This is a genomic window from Nocardia speluncae NBRC 108251, assembly GCF_001613245.1.
Lineage (GTDB): Bacteria > Actinomycetota > Actinomycetes > Mycobacteriales > Mycobacteriaceae > Nocardia > Nocardia speluncae.
Genome location: NZ_BDBZ01000004.1, coordinates 31,772 through 52,584 on the forward strand (window position 1 = coordinate 31,772; position 20,813 = coordinate 52,584).

General features: G+C 67.4%; 23 protein-coding genes. 15 read left to right on the plus strand and 8 right to left on the minus strand.

What is annotated here, in order from left to right:
• Nucleotides 1-131 precede the first annotated feature (131 nt).
• The 4 genes from hisI to priA form a co-directional block, all read right to left on the minus strand.
• Nucleotides 132-482 (minus strand): phosphoribosyl-AMP cyclohydrolase, encoded by a 351-nt coding sequence (hisI, locus tag NS6_RS07425; RefSeq protein ID WP_068038566.1) that lies wholly within the window; start codon nt 480-482, stop codon nt 132-134.
• Nucleotide 483: 1 nt separating this feature from the next.
• Nucleotides 484-1,257: an imidazole glycerol phosphate synthase subunit HisF gene (gene hisF, locus NS6_RS07430; RefSeq protein WP_068038569.1), complete on the minus strand. Its 774-nt coding sequence runs from the start codon at nt 1,255-1,257 to the stop codon at nt 484-486.
• Nucleotides 1,254-2,195: an inositol monophosphatase family protein gene (locus NS6_RS07435; RefSeq protein WP_084470832.1), complete on the minus strand. Its 942-nt coding sequence runs from the start codon at nt 2,193-2,195 to the stop codon at nt 1,254-1,256. The genes hisF and NS6_RS07435 overlap by 4 nt, the downstream gene beginning before the upstream one ends.
• A gap of 100 nt (nt 2,196-2,295) precedes the next feature.
• Nucleotides 2,296-3,027 carry a bifunctional 1-(5-phosphoribosyl)-5-((5-phosphoribosylamino)methylideneamino)imidazole-4-carboxamide isomerase/phosphoribosylanthranilate isomerase PriA gene (gene priA, locus NS6_RS07440; RefSeq protein ID WP_068038572.1) on the minus strand — a complete coding sequence of 244 codons (732 nt, stop codon included), beginning with the start codon at nt 3,025-3,027 and terminating at the stop codon, nt 2,296-2,298.
• A 196-nt stretch (nt 3,028-3,223) separates the two neighbouring features.
• Here priA and NS6_RS07445 point away from each other — a divergent pair, with 196 nt between their 5' ends.
• The 7 genes from NS6_RS07445 (at nt 3,224) to hisH (ending at nt 9,781) form a co-directional block, all read left to right on the plus strand.
• Nucleotides 3,224-4,795, plus strand: a complete 1,572-nt coding sequence (locus NS6_RS07445) for a serine/threonine-protein kinase (protein ID WP_245669175.1) — start codon at nt 3,224-3,226, stop codon at nt 4,793-4,795.
• 46 nt (nt 4,796-4,841) lie between these two features.
• Nucleotides 4,842-5,444 carry a maleylpyruvate isomerase family mycothiol-dependent enzyme gene (locus NS6_RS07450; RefSeq protein ID WP_068038837.1) on the plus strand — a complete coding sequence of 201 codons (603 nt, stop codon included), beginning with the start codon at nt 4,842-4,844 and terminating at the stop codon, nt 5,442-5,444.
• A gap of 37 nt (nt 5,445-5,481) precedes the next feature.
• A complete protein-coding gene (locus NS6_RS07455; protein WP_157112652.1) occupies nt 5,482-5,913 on the plus strand; it encodes a hypothetical protein in 432 nt (143 codons plus the stop codon).
• Nucleotides 5,914-5,998: 85 nt separating this feature from the next.
• Nucleotides 5,999-7,336 (plus strand): histidinol dehydrogenase, encoded by a 1,338-nt coding sequence (gene hisD, locus NS6_RS07460; RefSeq protein WP_068038578.1) that lies wholly within the window; start codon nt 5,999-6,001, stop codon nt 7,334-7,336.
• Complete coding sequence (locus NS6_RS07465) at nt 7,333-8,499, plus strand: histidinol-phosphate transaminase (RefSeq protein ID WP_371859309.1); 1,167 nt, start codon at nt 7,333-7,335, stop codon at nt 8,497-8,499. The genes hisD and NS6_RS07465 overlap by 4 nt, the downstream gene beginning before the upstream one ends.
• A 20-nt stretch (nt 8,500-8,519) precedes the next feature.
• Complete coding sequence (gene hisB, locus NS6_RS07470) at nt 8,520-9,152, plus strand: imidazoleglycerol-phosphate dehydratase HisB (protein WP_068038842.1); 633 nt, start codon at nt 8,520-8,522, stop codon at nt 9,150-9,152.
• A 5-nt stretch (nt 9,153-9,157) separates the two neighbouring features.
• Nucleotides 9,158-9,781, plus strand: a complete 624-nt coding sequence (hisH, locus tag NS6_RS07475) for an imidazole glycerol phosphate synthase subunit HisH (protein ID WP_371859312.1) — start codon at nt 9,158-9,160, stop codon at nt 9,779-9,781.
• 55 nt (nt 9,782-9,836) lie between these two features.
• Here hisH and NS6_RS07480 read toward each other — a convergent pair whose 3' ends face one another.
• Nucleotides 9,837-10,232 (minus strand): MerR family transcriptional regulator, encoded by a 396-nt coding sequence (locus NS6_RS07480; protein ID WP_068038584.1) that lies wholly within the window; start codon nt 10,230-10,232, stop codon nt 9,837-9,839.
• Nucleotides 10,233-10,284: 52 nt separating this feature from the next.
• On the opposite strand from NS6_RS07480, the gene NS6_RS07485 reads away from it, so the two are divergent.
• Nucleotides 10,285-11,079, plus strand: coding sequence for an SDR family NAD(P)-dependent oxidoreductase (locus NS6_RS07485; protein ID WP_068038587.1), 795 nt, complete (start codon nt 10,285-10,287; stop codon nt 11,077-11,079).
• Nucleotides 11,080-11,092: 13 nt separating this feature from the next.
• Here NS6_RS07485 and NS6_RS07490 read toward each other — a convergent pair whose 3' ends face one another.
• Nucleotides 11,093-12,064 (minus strand): alpha/beta hydrolase family protein, encoded by a 972-nt coding sequence (locus NS6_RS07490; protein ID WP_068038590.1) that lies wholly within the window; start codon nt 12,062-12,064, stop codon nt 11,093-11,095.
• A gap of 373 nt (nt 12,065-12,437) precedes the next feature.
• Here NS6_RS07490 and NS6_RS07495 point away from each other — a divergent pair, with 373 nt between their 5' ends.
• Both NS6_RS07495 and NS6_RS07500 read left to right on the plus strand, forming a co-directional pair.
• Nucleotides 12,438-13,616 (plus strand): winged helix DNA-binding domain-containing protein, encoded by a 1,179-nt coding sequence (locus NS6_RS07495; protein ID WP_068038594.1) that lies wholly within the window; start codon nt 12,438-12,440, stop codon nt 13,614-13,616.
• Nucleotides 13,617-13,642: 26 nt separating this feature from the next.
• On the plus strand, nt 13,643-14,281 hold the full coding sequence (locus NS6_RS07500; protein WP_068038597.1) for a GNAT family N-acetyltransferase: 639 nt from the start codon (nt 13,643-13,645) through the stop codon (nt 14,279-14,281).
• A gap of 17 nt (nt 14,282-14,298) precedes the next feature.
• Here NS6_RS07500 and NS6_RS07505 read toward each other — a convergent pair whose 3' ends face one another.
• Nucleotides 14,299-14,763, minus strand: coding sequence for a MarR family winged helix-turn-helix transcriptional regulator (locus NS6_RS07505; protein ID WP_068038601.1), 465 nt, complete (start codon nt 14,761-14,763; stop codon nt 14,299-14,301).
• 334 nt (nt 14,764-15,097) lie between these two features.
• Between NS6_RS07505 and NS6_RS07510 the strand changes: the two genes are divergently transcribed.
• The 5 genes from NS6_RS07510 (at nt 15,098) to NS6_RS07530 (ending at nt 19,421) form a co-directional block, all read left to right on the plus strand.
• Nucleotides 15,098-16,165, plus strand: a complete 1,068-nt coding sequence (locus NS6_RS07510) for a hypothetical protein (protein WP_084470812.1) — start codon at nt 15,098-15,100, stop codon at nt 16,163-16,165.
• Between the two features lie 272 nt (nt 16,166-16,437).
• Nucleotides 16,438-17,250 (plus strand): SAM-dependent methyltransferase, encoded by an 813-nt coding sequence (locus tag NS6_RS07515; RefSeq protein ID WP_245669176.1) that lies wholly within the window; start codon nt 16,438-16,440, stop codon nt 17,248-17,250.
• Between the two features lie 101 nt (nt 17,251-17,351).
• Nucleotides 17,352-17,834 carry an MTB12 C-terminal domain-containing protein gene (locus NS6_RS07520; protein ID WP_157112653.1) on the plus strand — a complete coding sequence of 161 codons (483 nt, stop codon included), beginning with the start codon at nt 17,352-17,354 and terminating at the stop codon, nt 17,832-17,834.
• Nucleotides 17,835-17,850: 16 nt separating this feature from the next.
• Nucleotides 17,851-18,588 carry an ABC transporter ATP-binding protein gene (locus tag NS6_RS07525; RefSeq protein ID WP_068038608.1) on the plus strand — a complete coding sequence of 246 codons (738 nt, stop codon included), beginning with the start codon at nt 17,851-17,853 and terminating at the stop codon, nt 18,586-18,588.
• Nucleotides 18,585-19,421 (plus strand): hypothetical protein, encoded by an 837-nt coding sequence (locus tag NS6_RS07530; protein ID WP_068038612.1) that lies wholly within the window; start codon nt 18,585-18,587, stop codon nt 19,419-19,421. The genes NS6_RS07525 and NS6_RS07530 overlap by 4 nt, the downstream gene beginning before the upstream one ends.
• 50 nt (nt 19,422-19,471) lie before the next feature.
• Here the strand turns inward: NS6_RS07530 and NS6_RS07535 are convergent, their stop codons facing one another.
• Nucleotides 19,472-20,785 carry a cytochrome P450 gene (locus NS6_RS07535; protein ID WP_068038615.1) on the minus strand — a complete coding sequence of 438 codons (1,314 nt, stop codon included), beginning with the start codon at nt 20,783-20,785 and terminating at the stop codon, nt 19,472-19,474.
• Between the last annotated feature and the right edge of the window lie 28 nt (nt 20,786-20,813).

Genomic DNA, 20,813 nt, shown 5'->3' on the forward strand with positions numbered 1-20,813 from the left:
GTCGCGGGTGTCCCTGCCGAGCAGTGCGGTTATCGCCGATTCCGGGGCCTTACCGTCACCTGCTCATCGGCTCACCGGTGCGATGGCGCAGGCGCTCGACAGCGCCGTACTCTGCCGCAACCGGACGGTCGTCACACCTGTTCGGAAGGAAGCAGCACGTCGGTGTCGAAACAGGTGTGTGTTCCGGTGTGGCAGGCCGCGCCCCGCTGATCCACCACCAGCAGCACCGTATCGCCGTCGCAGTCCAACCGGACCTCGTGCACGTACTGTGTATGCCCGGAGGTCTCCCCCTTGACCCAGTACTGCTTCCGAGACCGGGAATAGTAGGTGGCGCGGCGGGTTTCGAGGGTGCGGGCCAGCGCCTCGTCGTCCATCCACGCCATCATCAGCACCGCGCCCGTTGCGCGTTCCTGCGCCACCGCGGCCACCAACCCGGCGGCGTCACGTTTGAGCCGGGCGGCGATCGCCGGATCCAAGGCCATTTCAGCGCACCACCAGATCGGCCGCGCGCAGAGCGTCCTTGACCTGCGGGATGGTCAGGTCCCCGAAGTGGAAGACGCTGGCGGCCAGCACGGCGTCCGCTCCGGACTGCACAGCGGGAGCGAAATGCTCGACCGCGCCGGCCCCGCCCGAGGCGATCACCGGAATCGAGACCGCGGCGCGCACGGCGCGGATCATCGGCAGATCGAACCCTGCCTTGGTGCCGTCGGCGTCCATCGAGTTGAGCAGGATCTCCCCCACTCCGAGCTCGGCCCCGCGCACCGCCCATTCGACCGCGTCGATCCCGGTGCCCCGGCGACCGCCGTGGGTGGTGACCTCCCAGCCCGACGGGGTGTCCGGTTCACCGTCGGGCACAGTGCGGGCATCGACCGACAGCACGATGCACTGCGATCCGAACCGCTGCGACATCTCGTGCAGCACCTCGGGGCGGGCGATGGCGGCGGTGTTCACCGAGACCTTGTCCGCACCGGCGCGCAGCAGCCGGTCCACATCGTCGACGGTGCGCACTCCGCCGCCGACGGTGAGCGGGATGAAGATCTGCTCGGCGGTCCGGGTGACCACATCGAACATTGTGGCGCGGTCACCGCTGGAAGCGGTGACGTCGAGGAAGGTGAGCTCGTCGGCACCTTGGGCGTCGTAGGCGGCGGCGAGCCGGACCGGGTCGCCGGCATCGCGCAAGTTCTGGAAGTTGACGCCCTTGACCACTCGACCGGCGTCGACGTCCAAGCAGGGGATGACACGCGTTGCCAGGGTCATGAGCGCTCCTCACCGGCACCGGGAGCGGTACCGTCCATCTCGCCGCCGGTCGCGGCACTGTCCCCACCGCCGGCGAAAGCAGCGTCGGTACCGGCCGCACTGTTGTCGCGATCACTACCGGGTGCAACAAACCCGGTAGTGCGGGTCGCGGCGATCATTTCGAGCAGTTCGGCGTGCACCCCGGGCGCCGCCGCCAGCACCGAACCGGATTCGATGGTCCAGTCCGCCCCCTCGAGGTCGGTGACGATCCCGCCTGCGCACCGCACCATCAGCGCGCCCGCCGCGTTGTCCCACGGATGGTGACCGAACACGATCGCGCCGCCGAGTGTGCCGTCGGCGGTGAAGGCCAGGTCGATGCCGGTCGAGCCGTGCATCCGCACCCGCGACGACAACCGGCTGAGCGCGCCGAGGACCCGGTGCCGGAACATTCCCGGAACCCGGCCGGTGGATTCGATATTGAAGGCGCCGAACCCGATCATCGCTTCGTCGAGCACACCGGGGGGCAGCGGCGGCCGGGCGACCCCGTCGATCATCAGCGGTCCGCCGGCGATGGCGGCATACCGGCGATCCAGCGGCGGAAACCAGGCCAGCCCGAGCACCGGTTCTCCGTCGCGGATCAACGCGAGCAGGGTGCCGGTCAGCGGATGACCGTTCGAATAGTTGAAGGTGCCGTCGATCGGATCCAGCACCCATGCGGTGCCACTGGTGAGTGACGGCCCGCCGAATTCCTCGCCGTGTACCTCGATACCGGTCCGTGCCAGGAGCTGCTCGGAAATGGTGCGCTCGAGTTCCAGGTCGAGTTCGGTGGCGAAATCCCCCGCCCCCTTGGCCACGGCGCTCGGTGCGCCGCGACCTTCGAGGAAACGGGCACCGGCACCGTCGAGCACTTCGGCCGCCGTGGTCAGCAGCCCGGATAGTTCGGTCTCTGCCCTGGTCATCGCTTCGGCTCCCGGTTTCTCGCGATCGGTGTGCGGCCGGGCGTGCATCCGGTGGGCAGGCCGCGGCGCCCGAGCCCGGCCGGCACGACCCCGCGCGCGGTCAACGGACGGCGGCCAGCGCCTCGGGCAGGGTGAACCGGCCCGCGTACAGGGCTTTGCCCACGATCGCGCCTTCCACGCCCTCGGGCACCAGTTCGGCGATCGCGGTCAGGTCGGCCAGGGCCGAGACCCCGCCCGAGGCGATCACCGGCACATCGGTGGCCATACACACCTCGCGCAGCAGATCCAGGTTGGGACCGGTGAGAGTGCCGTCCTTGGTGACATCGGTGACGACGTAGCGCGCGCAGCCGTCCCGTTCCAGCCGTTCCAGGACCTCCCACAGATCCCCGCCGTCGCTGACCCAGCCGCGGCCGCGCAGCCGGTAGTCGCCGTCCACGATCCGGGCGTCCAGCCCGACCGCCACCCGGTCGCCGTATTCGGCGATCGCCCGGGCGCACCACTGCGGATCCTCCAGCGCGGCGGTACCCAGGTTGACCCGGGCGCAACCGGTGGCCATCGCGACCTTCAGCGATTCGTCGTCGCGGATACCGCCGGACAGTTCGACAGCGACATCCAGTTCACCGACGACCTGCGCCAGCAACTCCCGGTTGGACCCGCGGCCGAACGCCGCGTCCAGGTCGACCAGATGCACCCATTCGGCGCCCGCATCTTGCCACGCGAGGGCGGCATCGCGCGGCGAACCGTAACTGGTTTCGCTGCCCGCCGCGCCCTGTACCAGGCGGACGGCCTCTCCATTGGCGACATCGACAGCGGGCAGCAACACAAGACTCACGCGCAACAGCTTAGTAGCCCGGCGTTCGCCCGCGCCGCGCGCCCGGTGGCGAGTCGGCGGGGCGGGCGCTGCCGCGACGGGGGCGGCGAGCGTTGGGTGATATCACCCACTGGGCCGGTCGGGGTGCCCGCTACACTCGTCGGCGAACGCGTGAGAGGTCACCGACGCGTCAAGTCACGATTCGAGAAAGTTCGGAGTGGGCGCCATCGATACCGGTCAGTTGATCGCGGATCATTACCGCCTGGTCGAGCAGATCGGTAGCGGCGGCACAGGCGTGGTCTGGCGTGCCGTCGACGAGCGTCTGCAACGGTCGGTGGCGATCAAGCAGATCCATATAAAGCCCAGTCTGCCGCCCGCCGAGCGCGATGTGCTGCGCCAGCGCGCGACCCGCGAGGCCCGCAACGCGGCCAGGTTCCAGCATCCGAATGCCATCGTGGTGTTCGATATCACCGAACACGGCGGCGATCCGTGCCTGGTGATGGAGTACATGAAGTCGCGGAGCCTGGCGCAGGTGCTGTCCTCCGAGGGGCCGCTGCCGTTGCCTCAGGTCGCGCGGATCGGGGAACAGGTCGCGGCGGCGCTCATCGCGGCGCATCAGGCCGGGATCGTGCATCGCGACGTGAAACCGGGCAATATCCTGCTCGACGACCACGGCACCGTCAAGATCACCGATTTCGGTATCTCACGCGCCACCGGCGATGTGACGCTCACCGAGACCGGATTGATCTGCGGGACCGCCGCCTACCTGGCACCCGAAGTTGCGCGCGGCGCGGACCCTACCCCGGCCGCGGACGTTTTCGCCCTGGGGGCGACGCTGTTCCACGCCCTCGAAGGAGAGCCGCCCTTCGGGTCCGGTAACCCACTCAAAGTGCTGTATGCCGCGGCCAACGGTCAGGTCAGCGAACCCCAGAACGCCGGACCGGCCACCGATTTCCTGCTCGACCTGCTCGAAGCCGATCCGCGGCTGCGGCCGGGCATGCAGGAGGCCCGCGAACAGCTGTCGCAGTTCGCCGGATATCCGGGCGCGAATGCCGAGCACTCCGGGTTCGTGCCCGCACGCGAAGCCTTCGACCGCAACGGGCACTCCGGCGGAGCTGCCGTCAGCACGATGGAAACACCTGTCCCCGGCCGCACCCGCGGTGCCGCACCCGCCCCGGCCCCGCGCCGGCGGGCCGAACCCCGCGAGGACGACCGAACCGACGGCCGCCCACCGCGGCGGGCACCGAATAATCCGCCCACCACCACCCAGCCCGTCGCCGAAGGCTCCGGCGGCGGCGTCCGGCGGGCCGTACTCATCGGCGGTATCGCCGGGGCGGCGGTGGTCGGCGGTGTGCTCTGGTTCAGTGCCTCCGATTCCGGCGACAGCGGATCGGCACAAACCGATACCTCGTCGACCTCGGCACCCCGGACACCCGGGACCACGGCGGCGGCCGCGCCCGCGCTGGGCAGCACCCCCAGCACCGGGCAGGTCGAATGGGTCCAAGCCGGCCAGCTGCTCGAGCAGTTCTACATGAATCCGGCGGGTTCGTGGTCGCTGCTGACCCCGGCCGCACAACAGGCCTACAGCAGCCGTCAGGAGTTCGAACAGTACTGGTCGACCCGCACCGTACAGAGTTTCAGCCGCATCGAAGCGTTCAAGGGCAACAATCCCGACGGCTCGGTGGATATGCGGGTGAACAACCTCAGCTACGGCGGCCAGACCAGTAATCCGACACTCCGGGTGGTGAGTTCCGGCGGGTCGCTGCTCATCGACAGCGATACCCACTGAACCGTAACTCGAACGCCCGGCCCGGCGCCGGGCTATGGTGTGCGACATGAATATTCGGGGGCTGCTCGCCGCCGAGCGAGCCGAGCTCACCACCCTGCTGCGCGATCTGCGCGACGCGGAATGGGACGCGCCGACTCTGTGCACCGGCTGGCGGGTACGGGAACTGGTCGGGCATCTGCGGTACGAAGCGATCCCGCTCACCGAATACGCCGGCATCGCCGTGCGCAACCGCTTCTCCATCGACGGCGTCAACAACACCATGGCCGCGGAAGGGGCGCGCCGGACACCCGCGGAACTGCTGGCCGAATTCGAATCCGCTCCGCGCACGATATCGCGGCTGTGGCCGCGATTGGGCTTGGCCGACCTGCTGGTCCACCAGCAGGACATCCGGCGCCCCCTGGGCCGGCCCCGCGAAATCCCCGCCGACCGGCTGAAAGCCGTGCTCGACCATCCCGACCCCTTCGCGCGCCCCGGGCGCCTCACCAGAGGGTTACAGTTCGTCGCGACAGATTTCGACTGGGTCAAGGGATCCGGGCTTCCGGTCCGCGGCCGCGGCGAGGCACTAGCGTTGGCTATGGTGGGCCGGCCGGTGGTCCTCGACGAACTCGACGGCGAAGGGGTTGCGGAACTGCGTCGTCGCTGCAGCTGAACATCCGAAGTTCGCTTCACCGATGGGAGACGCCCAGATGACCGATTCGCCACTCGCCGCCATGGCAGCGATGATCGGTGAATGGAAGACGACCACCGATAGGTTCCCCGGCGTGGACGGGCGGACGACGATCGAGTGGCTGGCCGGCGAGGCCTTCCTCCTGGTGCGCTATACCGTGCCGACAGCGGCGATCGAAAGAACCTGGGTCATGGGGACCGACGACGCCTATCCCGAACGGTTGAAGGTCCTGCAATACGACCGAAACGGTCAGCGCCGGATCTTCAACGGAGCCGTCACCGGGCCGCTGTGGCGAGTCTGGCGGGATGCCCCTGGAGACTCACAACGCCTGACCGGCAACCTCGACGAGACCCAGACCACACTCCGGGCCACCTGGGAGCGTTCCGAGGCCGAACTGGACCCTCGCACCTGGGAACACGAACTCGATATCGTCTTCACCCGGATCGGCTGAGGCGGACCACGCGAATAACCGGTGGTACCGGCCCGATAGGCTGGTCGGTGTCAACTCGGACAGCCGGACAAGGATCGATACCACTATGACATCCCGTATCGAGCTCGCGCGCGTCGATCTGCGCGGCCACACACCCACCACCGCGCAGCTGCGCACCGCGCTCCCGCGCGGCGGGGTCGATGTGGACTCGGTACTGCATCAGGTGCGGCCCGTGGTGGAGGCGGTCCGCGACCGCGGCGCGGTCGCGGCCCTGGAATTCGGCGCGAAATTCGACGGGGTGACTCCGGACACCGTGCGCGTCCCCGCAGCGGCACTCGCCACCGCCCTCGACGGGCTGGATCCGGCGGTCCGGGCGGCGCTCGAGGTCGCGATTGCGCGGACCCGTGCCGTGCACGCGGATCAGCGGCGCACCGATACCACCACCGAGGTGGTTCCCGGCGGCACCGTCACCGAACGCTGGGTGCCGGTGGAGCGGGTCGGGCTGTACGTGCCCGGCGGTAACGCCGTCTACCCGTCCAGTGTCGTGATGAACGTCGTCCCCGCGCAGGCTGCCGGGGTGGAGTCGCTGGTGGTGGCCTCGCCGCCGCAGGAACAGTTCGGCGGGCTGCCGCATCCGACCGTACTGGCCGCCGCCCGGCTGCTGGGCGTCGAGGAAGTGTGGGCCGTCGGCGGCGCGCAAGCGGTCGCCCTGCTGTCCTACGGGGGTTCCGATACCGACGGCGCCGATCTGGCCCCGGTCGACCTGATCACCGGTCCCGGCAATATCTACGTCACCGCCGCCAAGCGGCTGTGCCGCGGCCTGGTCGGGATCGATGCCGAAGCCGGCCCCACCGAGATCGCGATCCTGGCCGACGCCACCGCCGACCCGGTGCATGTGGCCGCCGACCTCATCAGCCAGGCCGAACACGATGTGCTCGCCGCGAGCGTGCTGGTCACCGACAGCCCCGCCCTCGCGGACGCCGTGGACGCGGCGCTGACCACGCAGATGACCGTGGTGAAACACGCCGAACGGGTGACCGCGGCGCTCACCGGAGCCCAATCCGGCACAGTGCTGGTCGACGATATCGACCAGGGGTTGCAGGTGGTGAACGCCTACGCCGCCGAACATTTGGAGATCCAGACCGCGCAGGCCACCACGGTCGCCGCCCGGGTGCGCAGCGCGGGCGCGATCTTCGTCGGCCCGTACGCCCCGGTGAGCCTCGGCGACTACTGCGCGGGCTCCAATCACGTCCTGCCCACCGCCGGATGCGCACGGCATTCGTCCGGGCTGAGCGTGCAGACCTTCCTGCGCGGTATCCATGTCGTGGAATACACCGAGGCAGCATTGAAGGATGTCGCGGGCCACGTGGTGGCACTGGCCCAAGCCGAGAACCTGCCTGCGCACGGCCAAGCTGTCCAGGTCCGCTTCGAGGCGCTGTCGTGACCGCCCGCACTCCCGGCACTGCCCCGGCCGGGCCGGGCCCCGCGGTGCCCGGGGCCCGTATCGGGCTCGACGCACTCCCGCTGCGCGAGAACCTGCGCGGTAAATCGCCTTACGGGGCACCGCAACTCAGTGTTCCGGTCCAGCTCAACACCAACGAGAATCCGCATCCGCCGACCCGTGCGCTGATCGACGACGTGGCCGAGGCGGTGCGCGCCGCGGCCGCCGATCTGCACCGCTACCCCGACCGCGACGCGGTGGGGTTGCGCACCGACCTCGCCGCCTACCTCACCCGCCAGACCGGTATCGCCGTGGACGCGGCGAATGTGTGGGCGGCCAACGGGTCCAACGAGATCCTGCAGCAGCTGCTGCAGGCTTTCGGCGGTCCGGGCCGGCGGGCACTGGGTTTCGTCCCGTCGTACTCGATGCATCCGATCATCTCCGAGAGCATCGACACCGAATGGGTGGAGACGAAACGGTCCGCCGATTTCGCCATCGATATCGATGCCGCCCTGGCCGCCATCGCCGAACGCCGGCCCGAGGTGGTGTTCGTGACCAGCCCCAACAACCCGACCGGGCACAGTATCCCGGCACCGGAGCTGGCCCGGATCCTCGAAGCCGCTCCGGGGATCGTCATCGTGGACGAGGCCTACGGCGAGTTCTCCGCACAACCCAGCGCGATCGGTCTTATCGACAGTTATCCGGCAAAACTGGTGGTCAGCCGCACCATGAGTAAGGCGTTCGCCTTTGCCGGTGGCCGGCTCGGCTACCTCGTCGCGGCGCCCGCCGTGATCGACGCCCTGTTGCTGGTGCGGCTGCCGTACCACCTGTCGGTGGTCACCCAGGCGGCCGCCCGCGCCGCCCTGCGGCATGCCGGCGAAACATTGGCCAGTGTCGCGGAACTGTCCGCCCAGCGCGACCGGGTCGCCCGGGAACTGTCCGCCCTCGGTTTCCATGTGGTCCCCAGCGACGCGAACTTCCTGCTGTTCGGGACGTTCCACGACGCGCCCCGCGCCTGGCAGCACTACCTGGACGAAGGTGTCCTCATCCGTGACGTCGGGATCCGCGGCCACCTGCGCGCCACCGTCGGGCTGGCCGCCGAGAACGACGAATTCCTGCGGGTCAGCGCGAAACTGGCCGCCACCGAACTGAACACGCAGAACTGAAGCGACAACCGGAAGTGAGCATGAACCGAACCGCGCGAGTGGAGCGCACCACCAAGGAATCCGGCATCGTGGTGGAACTGAACCTGGACGGCACCGGGCAGACCGATATCTCCACCGGTGTCCCGTTCTACGACCATATGCTCACCGCGCTCGGCACCCATGCCAGTTTCGACCTCACGGTGCGCGCCGACGGCGATATCGAGATCGAGGCACACCATACGGTCGAAGACACCGCCATCGTGTTCGGCCAGGCACTCGGCCAGGCGCTCGGCGACAAGAAGGGCATCCGCCGCTTCGGCGACGCCTACATCCCGATGGACGAAACCCTGGCGCACGCCGCCGTCGACGTCTCCGGCCGCCCCTACTGTGTGCACACCGGCGAACCCGATCACCTGCTGCACGCTGTGATTCCCGGTGCCCCGGTGCGCGGCCGCAACGATCCCGGCGCACCGTATTCGACGGTGCTCAACCGGCACGTCTTCGAATCCATCGCGCTCAACGCCCGGATCGCGCTGCACGTGCGGGTGCTCTACGGCCGCGATCAGCATCACATCACCGAAGCCGAATACAAGGCGGTCGCCCGGGCCTTGCGCGCCGCTGTCGAACCGGACCCGCGAGTGCAGGGTGTGCCGTCGACGAAGGGGGCACTGTGACCTCGGTGGTTCTGCTGGACTACGGCTCCGGCAATCTGCATTCCGCCGAACGCGCCCTGGTCCGGGCGGGTGCGCAGGTCGAGGTGACCGCTGATCACAGGGCGGCGCTGGCGGCGGACGGTCTGGTGGTTCCGGGCGTCGGCGCCTTCGCGGCCTGTATGGCGGGTCTGCGGGACGTTCGCGGAGAACGCATCATCGGTCAGCGGCTGGCCGGTGGGCGGCCGGTCCTCGGGATCTGTGTGGGTATGCAGATCCTGTTCGAGCGCGGGGTGGAATTCGGTGTGGAAACCGAAGGCTGCGGGGAATGGCCCGGTACCGTCGACAAACTCGACGCCCCCGTACTACCGCATATGGGGTGGAACACGGTCGACGCCCCCGCGGACAGTGTGCTGTTCGCCGGTATGGATGTCGGCACCCGTTTCTATTTCGTCCACACCTACGCCGCCCGGTCCTGGGAACTGCCGCCCAGCGACCACCTCGCCGGCCCCGCGCTCACCTGGACCGAACACGGCAGCAGCCGCTTCCTGGCCGCGGTGGAGAACGGCGCCCTCTCGGCCACCCAGTTCCATCCCGAGAAGTCGGGTGACGCGGGTGCCCAGCTGCTTTCCAACTGGGTGAAATCCCTCTGAGCCCGGCCGCCCCTCGACAGGGCGTCCGTGCACGCTGAGCAGGCCCGGCTGCCGGTCAGACAGGTCCCGGCGCCTTCACAGGGTCCGCCCGCAACTGCGCCACTTCCAGTTCGCCGAGCGTCTCCATGAGGCTCATGCGGTGCTCGTGCAGGCGTTCGAGCCGATCGTCGAGGACAGCCAGGCGGGCCCGGTAGATCTCGAGGGCGTGGCCGGGATCGTCGCACGCGTCCATATCGGACAGATCGAGGCAGGCGTCGAGCTGTCCGATTCCTTCCATGGTCAGTCCCCGCCGCAGCAGGTCGGCGATCTTGCGCACTCGACCGACACACGATTCGTCGTATTCCCGCCAGCCGTTGGCGCTGCGGCCGGACCGGAGCAGCCCGTTCTGTTCGTAGTAGCGCAGGGAACGCCGGCTCACGCCGGTTCGCCGCGACAGTTCACCGATACGCATATCGCCTCCGGGCTTGCTATTGACACCTGTGTCACTGTTTAGCGTTGGTGCCATGGCGATTGATTCCCCCGCACATGATTACCCGCCGAGCCGCGGGCCGCACGGTGACCTGTCCGGCCGTACTGCCCTGGTCACCGGCGGCGGTTCCGGTATCGGGGCCGCAGTCGCGGTGGCGCTGGCCGACCGTGGGATGGATGTCGTGGTGACCGGCCGGCGGCGTCCGGCGCTCGAGAACACGGCCCGCCGGTCCCCGGCGCTGCGCATCCACGTCGGCGACGTCTCCGATCCACACGACGCCGCAACCATGGTGCGCGCCGCACAGGACGTGAACGGGCGCCTCGACGTGGTCGTCAACAATGCCGGGTTCGGTATCGCGGCCCGGCTGGGCGAGATCGATCCGGATGATGCCCAGCGCATGTGGGCCACCAATGTGCTGGGACCGACTCTGGTGACACAGGCCGCGCTGCCGGATCTACGCGTCCGCGGCGGCGCGGTGATCAACATTTCCAGTACTTTCGGCACCAGGACAGCGCCCGGTATCAGCCACTACGGGGCGGGAAAAGCCGCGCTCGAACAGCTGACCCGGAGCTGGGCGGTGGAATTGGCCGACGCGGGAATCCGGGTCAACGCGGTGGCTCCCGGGCCGACCGAGAGCGAAGCGCTGGACCGCATGGGCCTGTCCGCTACGGAAGCCGAACAGGCGAGGGCACAGGAAACTGCGAATATTCCGCTGGGCCGGCGAGGCCAACCCAGCGATGTGGCCGAGTGGGTGGTCGCGCTGGCCCGCCCGGACTCCTGGATCACCGGGCAGGTGCTCGGTGTCGACGGCGGGTATTCGGTGGTCTGACCGGCTCGAACCGCTATGCCGCGCATTTCGCGTTGGGTGGAGCCGGTGGCGCGGCGACCACCCCGCCCGCGACATCGACCAGGAAGTCGCGGTTGCCGTCGAGGGGTTCGGTGCCCTGGATCAGTCGTTCGACCACACATCCCGCTTCGAACAGCGCCGGGCCGACATTGTGGCGGCCCGGTTCCACCACACCGTCCAGGGTGCGCCCGCTGACGATGGAGTACATGGTGCTCGGTTTACCGGCCAGCATGAGGGCGGCACGCATCTGCATACTGGCCGCATAGGGCACCACCTCGTCGGCGGTGCCGTGAACGAGGAAGGCGTGCCGGATGCTCATCCGGCCGGCCTGGAGCGCCGGGGAACGTTCGGCGTAGGCGAGCGGGCAGAGGGTGGGGGCACATCCACCGGCATCGCGCTGGATCTGGGCCTGTAGCGCAGGATAGTCGGCGGCGGGCCCGTGGAAATGGGTGAACAGATCCGACGGGCCGAAGGTGTCGACCCAGTAGTCGAACAAACCGGCGGGGCCGTAGGCGGCGGCCAGGCCGGAAGTCATGGCGCCCTGGCTCCAGCCCCACAGCACGGTGCGCGCAACCCTGGGATTCATCCACTTGTACCACTGGGTGGCGGCCACCAGATCGTGCCAGCCGGCCCATAGGTTCCAGTCGCCTGTCGGCCACTGCGGGCTGCCGCGCAGATCCATGGATAGGATCGGAGTGGCGGTGCGGGCGGCGATCGAGGTCAGGTACTCGGAGTATTGGGCCGCGGACCCCTTGTGCCCGTGCGCGGCCACCACCAGGGCATTGCCGACCGCACAGCCCTGCGGTTCGTACACCAGTCCGGTGGCCATTTCACCGTCGACCGGCACCGCGACCGGGCGCGTATGCACCGAGCAGGCGTCGGACGCGGCCGCGGGTGCGGCCAGCAGGGTCGCCGTCAACGCCGGGAGCAACAACCCGGCCAAATAGCTCAGTGCACGTCTGCTCATAACAGGAATATTTCCACGCCAGAGGCCGGGTGAGCGGGAACCACACTGGGCCCGTCGGCAATTCGCCGCAACAACGCTGAGTGGGTAATCCTCTCGCCCCCTATGAGCCGCCACTGCGGGGCATGCTGCGGGCCGGTCACCGAGCCCCGGCCCCGAGCGCTCGCTCCGATCCGGGTGACCGCTGGGTCTCTCGCGTCGCGGCCACAGGCCCACCGCCGGGGTAGAGCCGTTCCGGTGCGGGAACCTGCCCACGGCCGGCCCGGAAACGATGGTTCGCGGGCTGCTGCGCACCGCACGGCGGTGAGCGGCGGGGCAACCCGGGCCCCGGACTCCGCAGCCGCGAATGTCGGTGGGCACCGCTAGCATCCGCCTCATGTACGCCTTCACCACCGAGCAGCGACGGGCACGCCTCGGGATCCGGCATCGGCTGGCGGTCGAATCCCGTAGCAGCGACGTCGCCGAAATCGCGCGCTCCCTGGTGGTACTGCACGCCACCGATCCGGCCACCGTGCACCTCTCGGTGGCCGCTCGGGGCACGGCGCTCGCTCCGGCCCACGTGGAGCGCGCGCTGTACGACGATCGTTCGCTGCTGCGCATGCTGGCGATGCGGCGCACCATGTTCGTGGCGCCGGTCGAGCTGGCGCCCGTACTGCACGCCTCCTGCGCCGGCGACCTGGCTGCCCGGCAACGCCGCACCTACGCGAAGTACCTGGCGGACGCCGATATCGGCGACGGCGATCCAGAGTCCTGGCTGGCCGCCGTCGCAGACGACACCTATCGCGCGCTTCTGGCACGGGGCAGCGCTACCGGCGCCCAGCTGAGCAAGGATGTCCCCGCGCTGCGCACCCAGGTGAACACGAGCCCTGAGAAGTCGTACTCCAAACCGACCTCGATCACCACCTGGGTGCTCCTACTGCTCGGCACCGAAGGCCGGATCGTCCGCGCCCGGCCGGGCGGCAGCTGGTCCAGCAGCCAGTATTCGTGGGCTCCGGCCGAATCCTGGCTGCCCGCGCCCATCGACCACCTGGACGCAGGTGTTGCCCGCACCGAACTGGTACGCCGCTGGCTGCAGACCTTCGGCCCCGCTCCGATCGGGGATATCAAATGGTGGACAGGCTGGACGCTGGGGCAGGTCCGCACAACACTGGCCCGGCTGGAGACGGTGGAGGTCGATCTCGACGGCACCACCGGGCTGCTGCTCGCCGACGATCTCGATCCGGTTCCTGCCCCGCCGCCCTGGGCCGCCCTGCTACCGGCATTGGACCCCACACCGATGGGCTGGCAATCCCGCGACTGGTACCTGGGCGGCCACAAAGAACAACTGTTCGACCGCAACGGCAATATCGGGCCGAGTATCTGGTTCGACGGCCGGATCGTCGGCGGCTGGGCGCAACGTAAGGACGGCGAGATCGCGACCCGGCTGCTGGAAGATATCGGGGCCGATGCCCGCGCCCTCGTCACCGCCGAGGCCGAGCGCGCGGCCGGCTGGTACGGCGAGCTCCGCCCGACCCCCCGCTTCCGCACTCCCCTGGAGCGGGAACTCACCGCCTGAGCGGCGCTTCGAGATAGATTGCCGCCATGCGAATCCGAACGTTCGAGGAACGGGACCGACCGGCACTACGGCAGCTGGCGTTGCGGGCGGGGCAGGGCTCGCCGACCGAATCCCTGTGGGGCCATCCGGAATCCGAGGCGCAGATATACCTCGATCCCTACATGGATCGCGAACCCGAATCGTTGTTCCTGGCCGAATCCGACGGCGAACCAATCGGTTACCTCACCGGTTGCGTGAATACGGATGCCTTCCCGGGCGAGGACCAGCGAATCGCGGACGCCATCCGGACGCACCGCCTGATCCTGCGTCGCCGGCCGGTTCTGTTCTTCGCCCGCAGCGCATTCGACGCCGCGAGCGCGGCGCTGCGCCGTACACCGACCGCCGGCGAAATCCACGATCCGCGCTGGCCTTCTCATCTGCACATCAATGTCGTGCCCGAGGCCCGCGGCACCGGCGCGGCGGACAGACTGATGGAGCATTGGTTCGCGCGGCTCCGGTCGGTGGGTTCATCCGGGTGCTATCTGCAGACACTGGTTGAGAACACCCGGGCCGTCCGGTTCTTCGGACGGATGGGCTTTGTCCCGCACGGACCGACGCAAGCGGTGCCGGGGCTGCGTTACCAGGGCAAACGAGTTCACCAGCAGACCATGGTCCGCAGCTGCTGACAGACTCCGCCGCCGGACTATTTCCCGGCCGGCCGCGTCGCGTGATCGTCGAGCACCCGGCCGAGCAGCGTAACCAGAGTTCGGCGTTCCGCGGCGGATAGAGCGGCGAGGAGATCCTGTTGAGCGAGGTCCAGCCTGCGGTCCAGCTCGCGGAGATGTTCCCGGCCGGGATCCGCCAGGTTCACGATATTGCGCCGCCGATCATCCGGATCGGCGGCGCGCTCCACAAGGCCCCTGGCCACCAGATCGTTCAGGACGGCCACGATATCGCTGCGATCGATTCCGGTGCGGCGCCCGAGTTCGGCCTGACTGCCGGCACCGCCTTCGTCCAGCGTGGTCAGCACCGCGTAGTGGTACCGGCGCGAACCCGTACCGGCCAGCGCCTGTTCGGTCGCCCGGTCGGCGAGTAGCGCGGTCTGGTTGATCAGTCGCGTCGGCAGACTACGTAGCCTGCTCGCGGCCCCCTGGTGCGCGACGTTCATATCGGCAATCTAGCAACCACCCGTTGGCAGGACCCATAAAACCCTCCGCTCCCGCGCAGGCACATCGAGGTTGTTCACGCCGGGCTGATGCCGGTTGCGACTTCTACCTCGAAAACGCGTTGAAGGCCTCGAACACGTCCAAGCCGTCAAGCCCTGGCCCTTCGACGCGTCGGCGTGCTGTAGGCACTGCTGCGCGACAACCGGCCTTCACTCCCGCCCCACCGATCGCGCGAGCGGTTCGACTTCATCATTGAGCTCATCGGGATCTGACCGTCCTCTCACGACAGCCCTGTGCGACACTGACGACGTGCAACCGAAGCGTAGGGTTCACTTCGTGGGCAGCTTGCCCGCACAGTTGGACAGTCCAGCGAAGGCGATGGTGTTCGCCGTCGACACTGCCGGTGAGTTCCTGGATGGCCTGGTTCCCGGCGGCGAAGCGGATCCCTATCGCGCCCAGTGGTACATCAGACCCGTCATCGATCGGCTCGACAGCATCCCCGTACTGGAGCCGGTGCGGCGCGGTGATTGGTCGACGCTGCGTTCCCGCAACACTTTTCGGCTCCGGCCGGGCCGATCGCTGGGCGAAGCGGATATCGACGCCGCACTCGGCTATGCGGAGGAAGCCGGTCGTGCCATCGAGGCGTTGGCCGATATGCGCCGAACAGATCCCGGCCTACGTTTACAGGTAGGCATACCGACGCCGTTCGTCATCGGTTTCATCGCTTTCGAGGCACGGATGCTCGTGTGGCGCCGACGCTCGGCGCACCGCGGTGACCGACGCTTCCCCTATTACCGCCCGATCGTCGACGCCACCGTCAGGGAAATCCTGCGGATCCACGAGACGTTGGGGGACAACGTCGTATTCCAACTCGAACTTGCCGCGGAGACGCTCCTCTGTGCGCGGATGCCCGCGGTCCTGCGGCAGGCTGCGGCCACCGCAGCAGGTCGAGCGATCGCACGCCTCGTTGCACAGGCACCCTACGGTGCCCGTTTCGGGGTACACCTCTGCTACGGAAGCCTCGACGACAAGCCCGTCGTGGCGCCGAGGTCTACGAAGGCGGTCGTTGTGCTGGCCAACGCGATTGCGCGATACTGGCCTGCGGGAAGACATCTCGCGTTCGTCCACCTGCCCATCGGCAACGGCAAGTCGGCACCGGTGCGACCGCGGTACTACGAGCCTTTGGCCCGCCTCGAATTGCCTGCCACTACGCGAGTTGCCGCCGGGCTCGCGCATCCGGCGCAGCCGCTCGAGCAAGCACGACTGAGCCTTGCGGCGGCGGAGTCGGCCTACGGCGGCCTGTTGGACATCGCGGCCCCCTGTGGTCTGGGCCGGTACAGCACCGTCGACCGGGCACGGTCTGCAGTAGCACACGCAGTCGCCCTGGCCGAAACCGATCTGTGAAACGGCCGGTGGTCACGGCAACGTCGCCGGCCCTCCTCGCCGGCCCGAGCCGACCGGCGACGACACGTGGAAGGATGTGCTCGCGCACCGGACTCCGACTTTCCGGATCACATTTCTTCGGAACATGTTTCGTAGACAGCCAGGGCCGGGGAGCGCGGTTCGGCCGGGCTGAGCGCTGACTCGTCCGCGTAACGCGTACTCCACTCCGTGTGAGGCCGAGAGATCCCCCGAGGCACGCATATCCGAGGTCGCCGTCGGCTACGATTGCACCCGTGGTCGAAGGAATCGAACGCCCTGCACCGGAAAGCAGCCGGATGCCGCGCCCATTCGACACCGAACAGCTGGCTTCCGCCCGGGTGTACGACTACCTGTTGGGCGGAAAGGACAATTACGATGTCGACCAAGTCATGGCTCGTCAAATGTTGTCCAGCACACCCGAACTCAAGACGCTGGCCTGGTTCACCCGGAGTTTCATGCGCAGAGCGGTCGAGATAGCCGCCGACGCCGGTATCCGTCAGTTCATCGATCTCGGCTCGGGTACCCCGAATTCGCCCAATGTGCACGAGGTGGCTCGGGAGATCGAACCGTCGGCGCAGGTGGTGTATATCGACTACGACCAGGTCGTGGTCACCCATTGCGATGCACTGCTGGCCCGATCGCCCGGTGTCACAGCACTGTTGGGAGACGTTCGTCGCCCCCACGACGTTCTCGATCAGCTGATCGAGAACGACCTGATCGATCTCGAGGAGCCCGTAGCCATCACACTCGTCAGTGTGCTGCACTACGTGATGGACGACGAACACCCTGCCGAGATCCTCGCCGCCCTCCGTGAGCGGATGGCACCGGGCAGTTACCTGGCGATCACTCATGGCTCCAGTGATTCCTCCCCGGAGATACTCCAGGTACTCGCCGGCACCGACGGCACATCGGCGCAGGTGGCCTTTCGGTCCACAGCGCAGACGGAGGCATTCCTCACCGGTTTCGAGCTGCTCGATCCCGGTGTGGTGCCGGTACAGCAGTGGCTCCGCCCCGGCTTGCCGGACACTCGAATGGTCATGCTCGGTGCGGTCGGCCGCAAACCCTGAGGACCCGAGATGACCAGAAGTAGTCCGAACACGCGGATTTCTCGGCCACCTGCATATTCGAGCGTGCAACGGGTGCTGTCCCAGTCCATCAGAGGATGAAAATGAAGACTCTCAGAATTGTCGCTGGTGTCATCTCGACAATCGCAACGGTCGCCGCGGTCACAACCGGCGCCTCGATTGTCAATGCTCCTGCCGCCTCCGCGGCGCCGGGTGAGTTCCTCATCACCCGGGAGGTCCCTACCCTGGAGGATCTGGACGCCCAGGTCGCGTTCCTGATCGAGAAACCCGCCCCCGACGAGGCCAAGGCGGCCAATATGGAAGGCGGTACGAGGGCCGTCGTGGTGGCGCGCACCCTCTACAACATCGGCCTGTATCGAGCCCCGCGCGGGTCGAACGAGATCACCGGTCCCGAAACCCACGACGGCAACGTGCACACCGCTATGCTGCGCAGCAAGACAGCGGGCCAACCGGATCTGGTTGCACGCGTGGTCTGGAAGCGTATCGACGGCGTCTGGAAGCTGTCCAACAGCTCCGTGTGCGAAGGTGTCAAGGCCGTGGGGCTGGCGATGGCCTGCGATTTCTAGACCGGCTGCGCGCACTGTGATCGACATCCGTGACCTCACTCTGGGCTATCCAGGCGTCACCGTTCTCGAAATCCCCGAATTGACGGTGGCCGACGGGGCACTCACCTACCTGCTCGGTCTCAACGGCACCGGTAAAACCACACTGCTGCGGAGTATCTGCGGAGTCATCACGCCCGCCCTGGGCACCATCCAGGTCGACGGCACCCTCGTCCGGGCCCATCACACCACACCGGCAACGCTCGGACTGCATATCGACTACCGGGCCTTCGACCCACGTCACACCGCACGGCGGCACCTACGCTGGATCACCCGCGCCCGTGGGCTCCCCGCCGGGCGGGTGGGCGACGTTCTCGAGATCGTCGGCCTCGCCCGGGTCGCCGATCGCCGACTCGGGCACTATTCGCTCGGCATGCTCCAACGTGTCGGCATCGCCGCCGCCTTACTTTCCGAACCTCGAACCCTGTTGCTCGACGAACCTCTCAACGGCCTCGACATCGCGGGTATCCGCTGGATACGCGAACTGCTACGCGACCTCGCCGATGCCGGGACCTGTGTCCTGGTTGCCACGCATCTGCTCGATGAGGTCGAACGCAACGCCGACCACATCGTCATCCTCGGAAACCGGCGCATTCTGGCCGACCAGCCGTTCGCCCACCTCATGGACACCTTGGGTCCCGGCGAAACCAGCCTCGAAGACGTCTATCTGCGAATCGCCGACCTGCCTACCGATATCGCGTCCGGCACGGCCTCATGAACAGTCCCGGTGCGGCCACACTGATCCGCCGCGGCATCGCCGCCGAATGGACCCGCACCACCGGGCGCAGTTTTCTGTGGATCGTCGCGGTTCCCCTCACGTTCTTGCTGCCGCTGATCGTCACCGTCGGAATCGCCGCTGTCGCAGAACGGCTCGCAAAACTCCCTGGACAGAGTTACCTGGCGACAGTCTCCACAACCAACTCGGTGTACTGGGTGATCACTTTGGCCGTATCGGTCATGATGGTCACCACCACCTACGCCCACGCCGCGCAATGGCGCGGTCAGACAGGTGATCTCAATGAGTTCCTGTTTCCCCGGTTCTGGACGGTTGCGCTGGCCCGGTGGTTCTACTACGGCACCATCACTGCGGTGTCGACAGTCGTTCTGCTCGTCGTCGTCATGCTCACGCTGCCGGCCCAGTTCCCCCAGATCTATGGTGCTGTGGACATCACGGACCCGGCCGGTATCCGGTTCCTCTGGACCGTCCCGAGCTACGGGTTCGCCGCTTGCGGTGTGGGTGTCGCGGTCGGGTCGTTGATTCGCACTCCGTCCGCCGCTGTGGCCGTCCTTCTGTTCTGGGTCTATGTGGCCGAGAATTCCGTCAATATGTTGCCCCACGGGTACACCTTGCAGGCCTATGCCCCGTTCCTCAACGCCGTCGCCGCAACCGGCCAGGAAGTCGCGTTCCTCCCCCGCTTCGGCCGCAACGGATCTCTGCTCTACTTCGTTCTCTGCGCAGTCGTCCTTTTCGTCGCCGCGGCTGTCCTGCCTGCCCTGATTCGCAAGATTTCGGCATATCGCAGAGCTGCGATCACCAAATCAGGGGCCTGATTCACGGCGCCCACTGCGGGATCGTCACGGCAATCGAATCGGCCGCACCGTTACCGGAAGACGGGACGAACCTCGAGCGGAAGCTTGCCGATCCCAGGAATCGGCCCCATGGCCCGCGGGACCTTCTCGGTGACGACCGGCCGAAACTCCCACTTCGACAACAAACTGTGGAGCGTCGTCTGCAATGCCATCCAAGCAAAATTGTTGCCGATGCACATCTGATTGCCCATGCTGAACGGGACGAAGCTCCGGCATTTCGTCCCGGCGGTCGAGGCCGGCCACCGATCGGGGTCGAAAGTGTCCGGCTCGGCGAATATATCCGGGTTTCGATGAATGGCTGCAATGCTGTAGCCGATATCTGTACCGGCCGGAAATGTGAAACCGCCGAGATCGACAGTGGTGACGGTGCGTCTGGTTTGCAGTAGTGGTGAATGGATCCGCGTGACCTCGTTCAGGAACCGGTTCAGATAGTCGAGGCGGCCGAGGCTTCCGGGATCGAGTTCTCCTGCATCGGAGATCTCCTGCTGCAATCTCGAAGCCATCTCCGGACGTTGCGACAACTCGTACAGAGCCCAGGTCAGCGTGGTGGTCGAGGGGTCGATCCCGCCGAAGAGTACGGTCACGGCCTGCTCCGCCAGGAACTTGTCGCTGTGGTGATTGTCGATCGACGAATCGAGCAGGATGTCGATCAAGTCGTTGCGGCGATCACCGCCGGCTCGGCGCGCGACGAGCAGCTCCCGGCAATAGTCGCGCAACTGCATTCCGGCCGAGAGGAATTTACGGTTCACCGGCAATGGCAGGTTCGCCAGCTTACCGGGCAGCACACTGCCTACCATCGCACCTGCGCCGATGTCCTCGACGAGACCCGAGATGAATTGCAGCTCCCCGGTACCGGGTTCGTGCGAGAACATGGATTCGAGCACGTTGGCGATCACCACTTCCAGCATGGCCGAACGCGCCTCGACGTGTTGGCCCGGCCGCCATGAACTCGCCAATGCGTCCGCGTTCCGCTTCATGGTGTGCGCGTGGCTTGCCAACTCTGTTCGGTGGAACGCTGGTTGAAGCAGACGACGAAGATCCCTGTGCTGCTCACCGTCCGCGACGATCAGCGATTCCCCGAATATGAGACGGATACGCTCGAACAGGAGCCCTCGCTCGTAGGCATCCGAGTTCTCGACCAACACCCTGTGGAGGAGTTCGAAATCGGTGATGACATAGATGACGCGACTGCCGATATCGACACGCGCGATCTTTCCGGCACCGGCCAGCTCCGCCATGAAGCGGACCGGATCACGCCATAGTCCCCAGCCGTGCCCGACGACAGGCAAACGGCCGGGCGCACGCGGCACGTCGTGGATATCCACAGTATCTTGCCCCTCATAATCGGCAGGT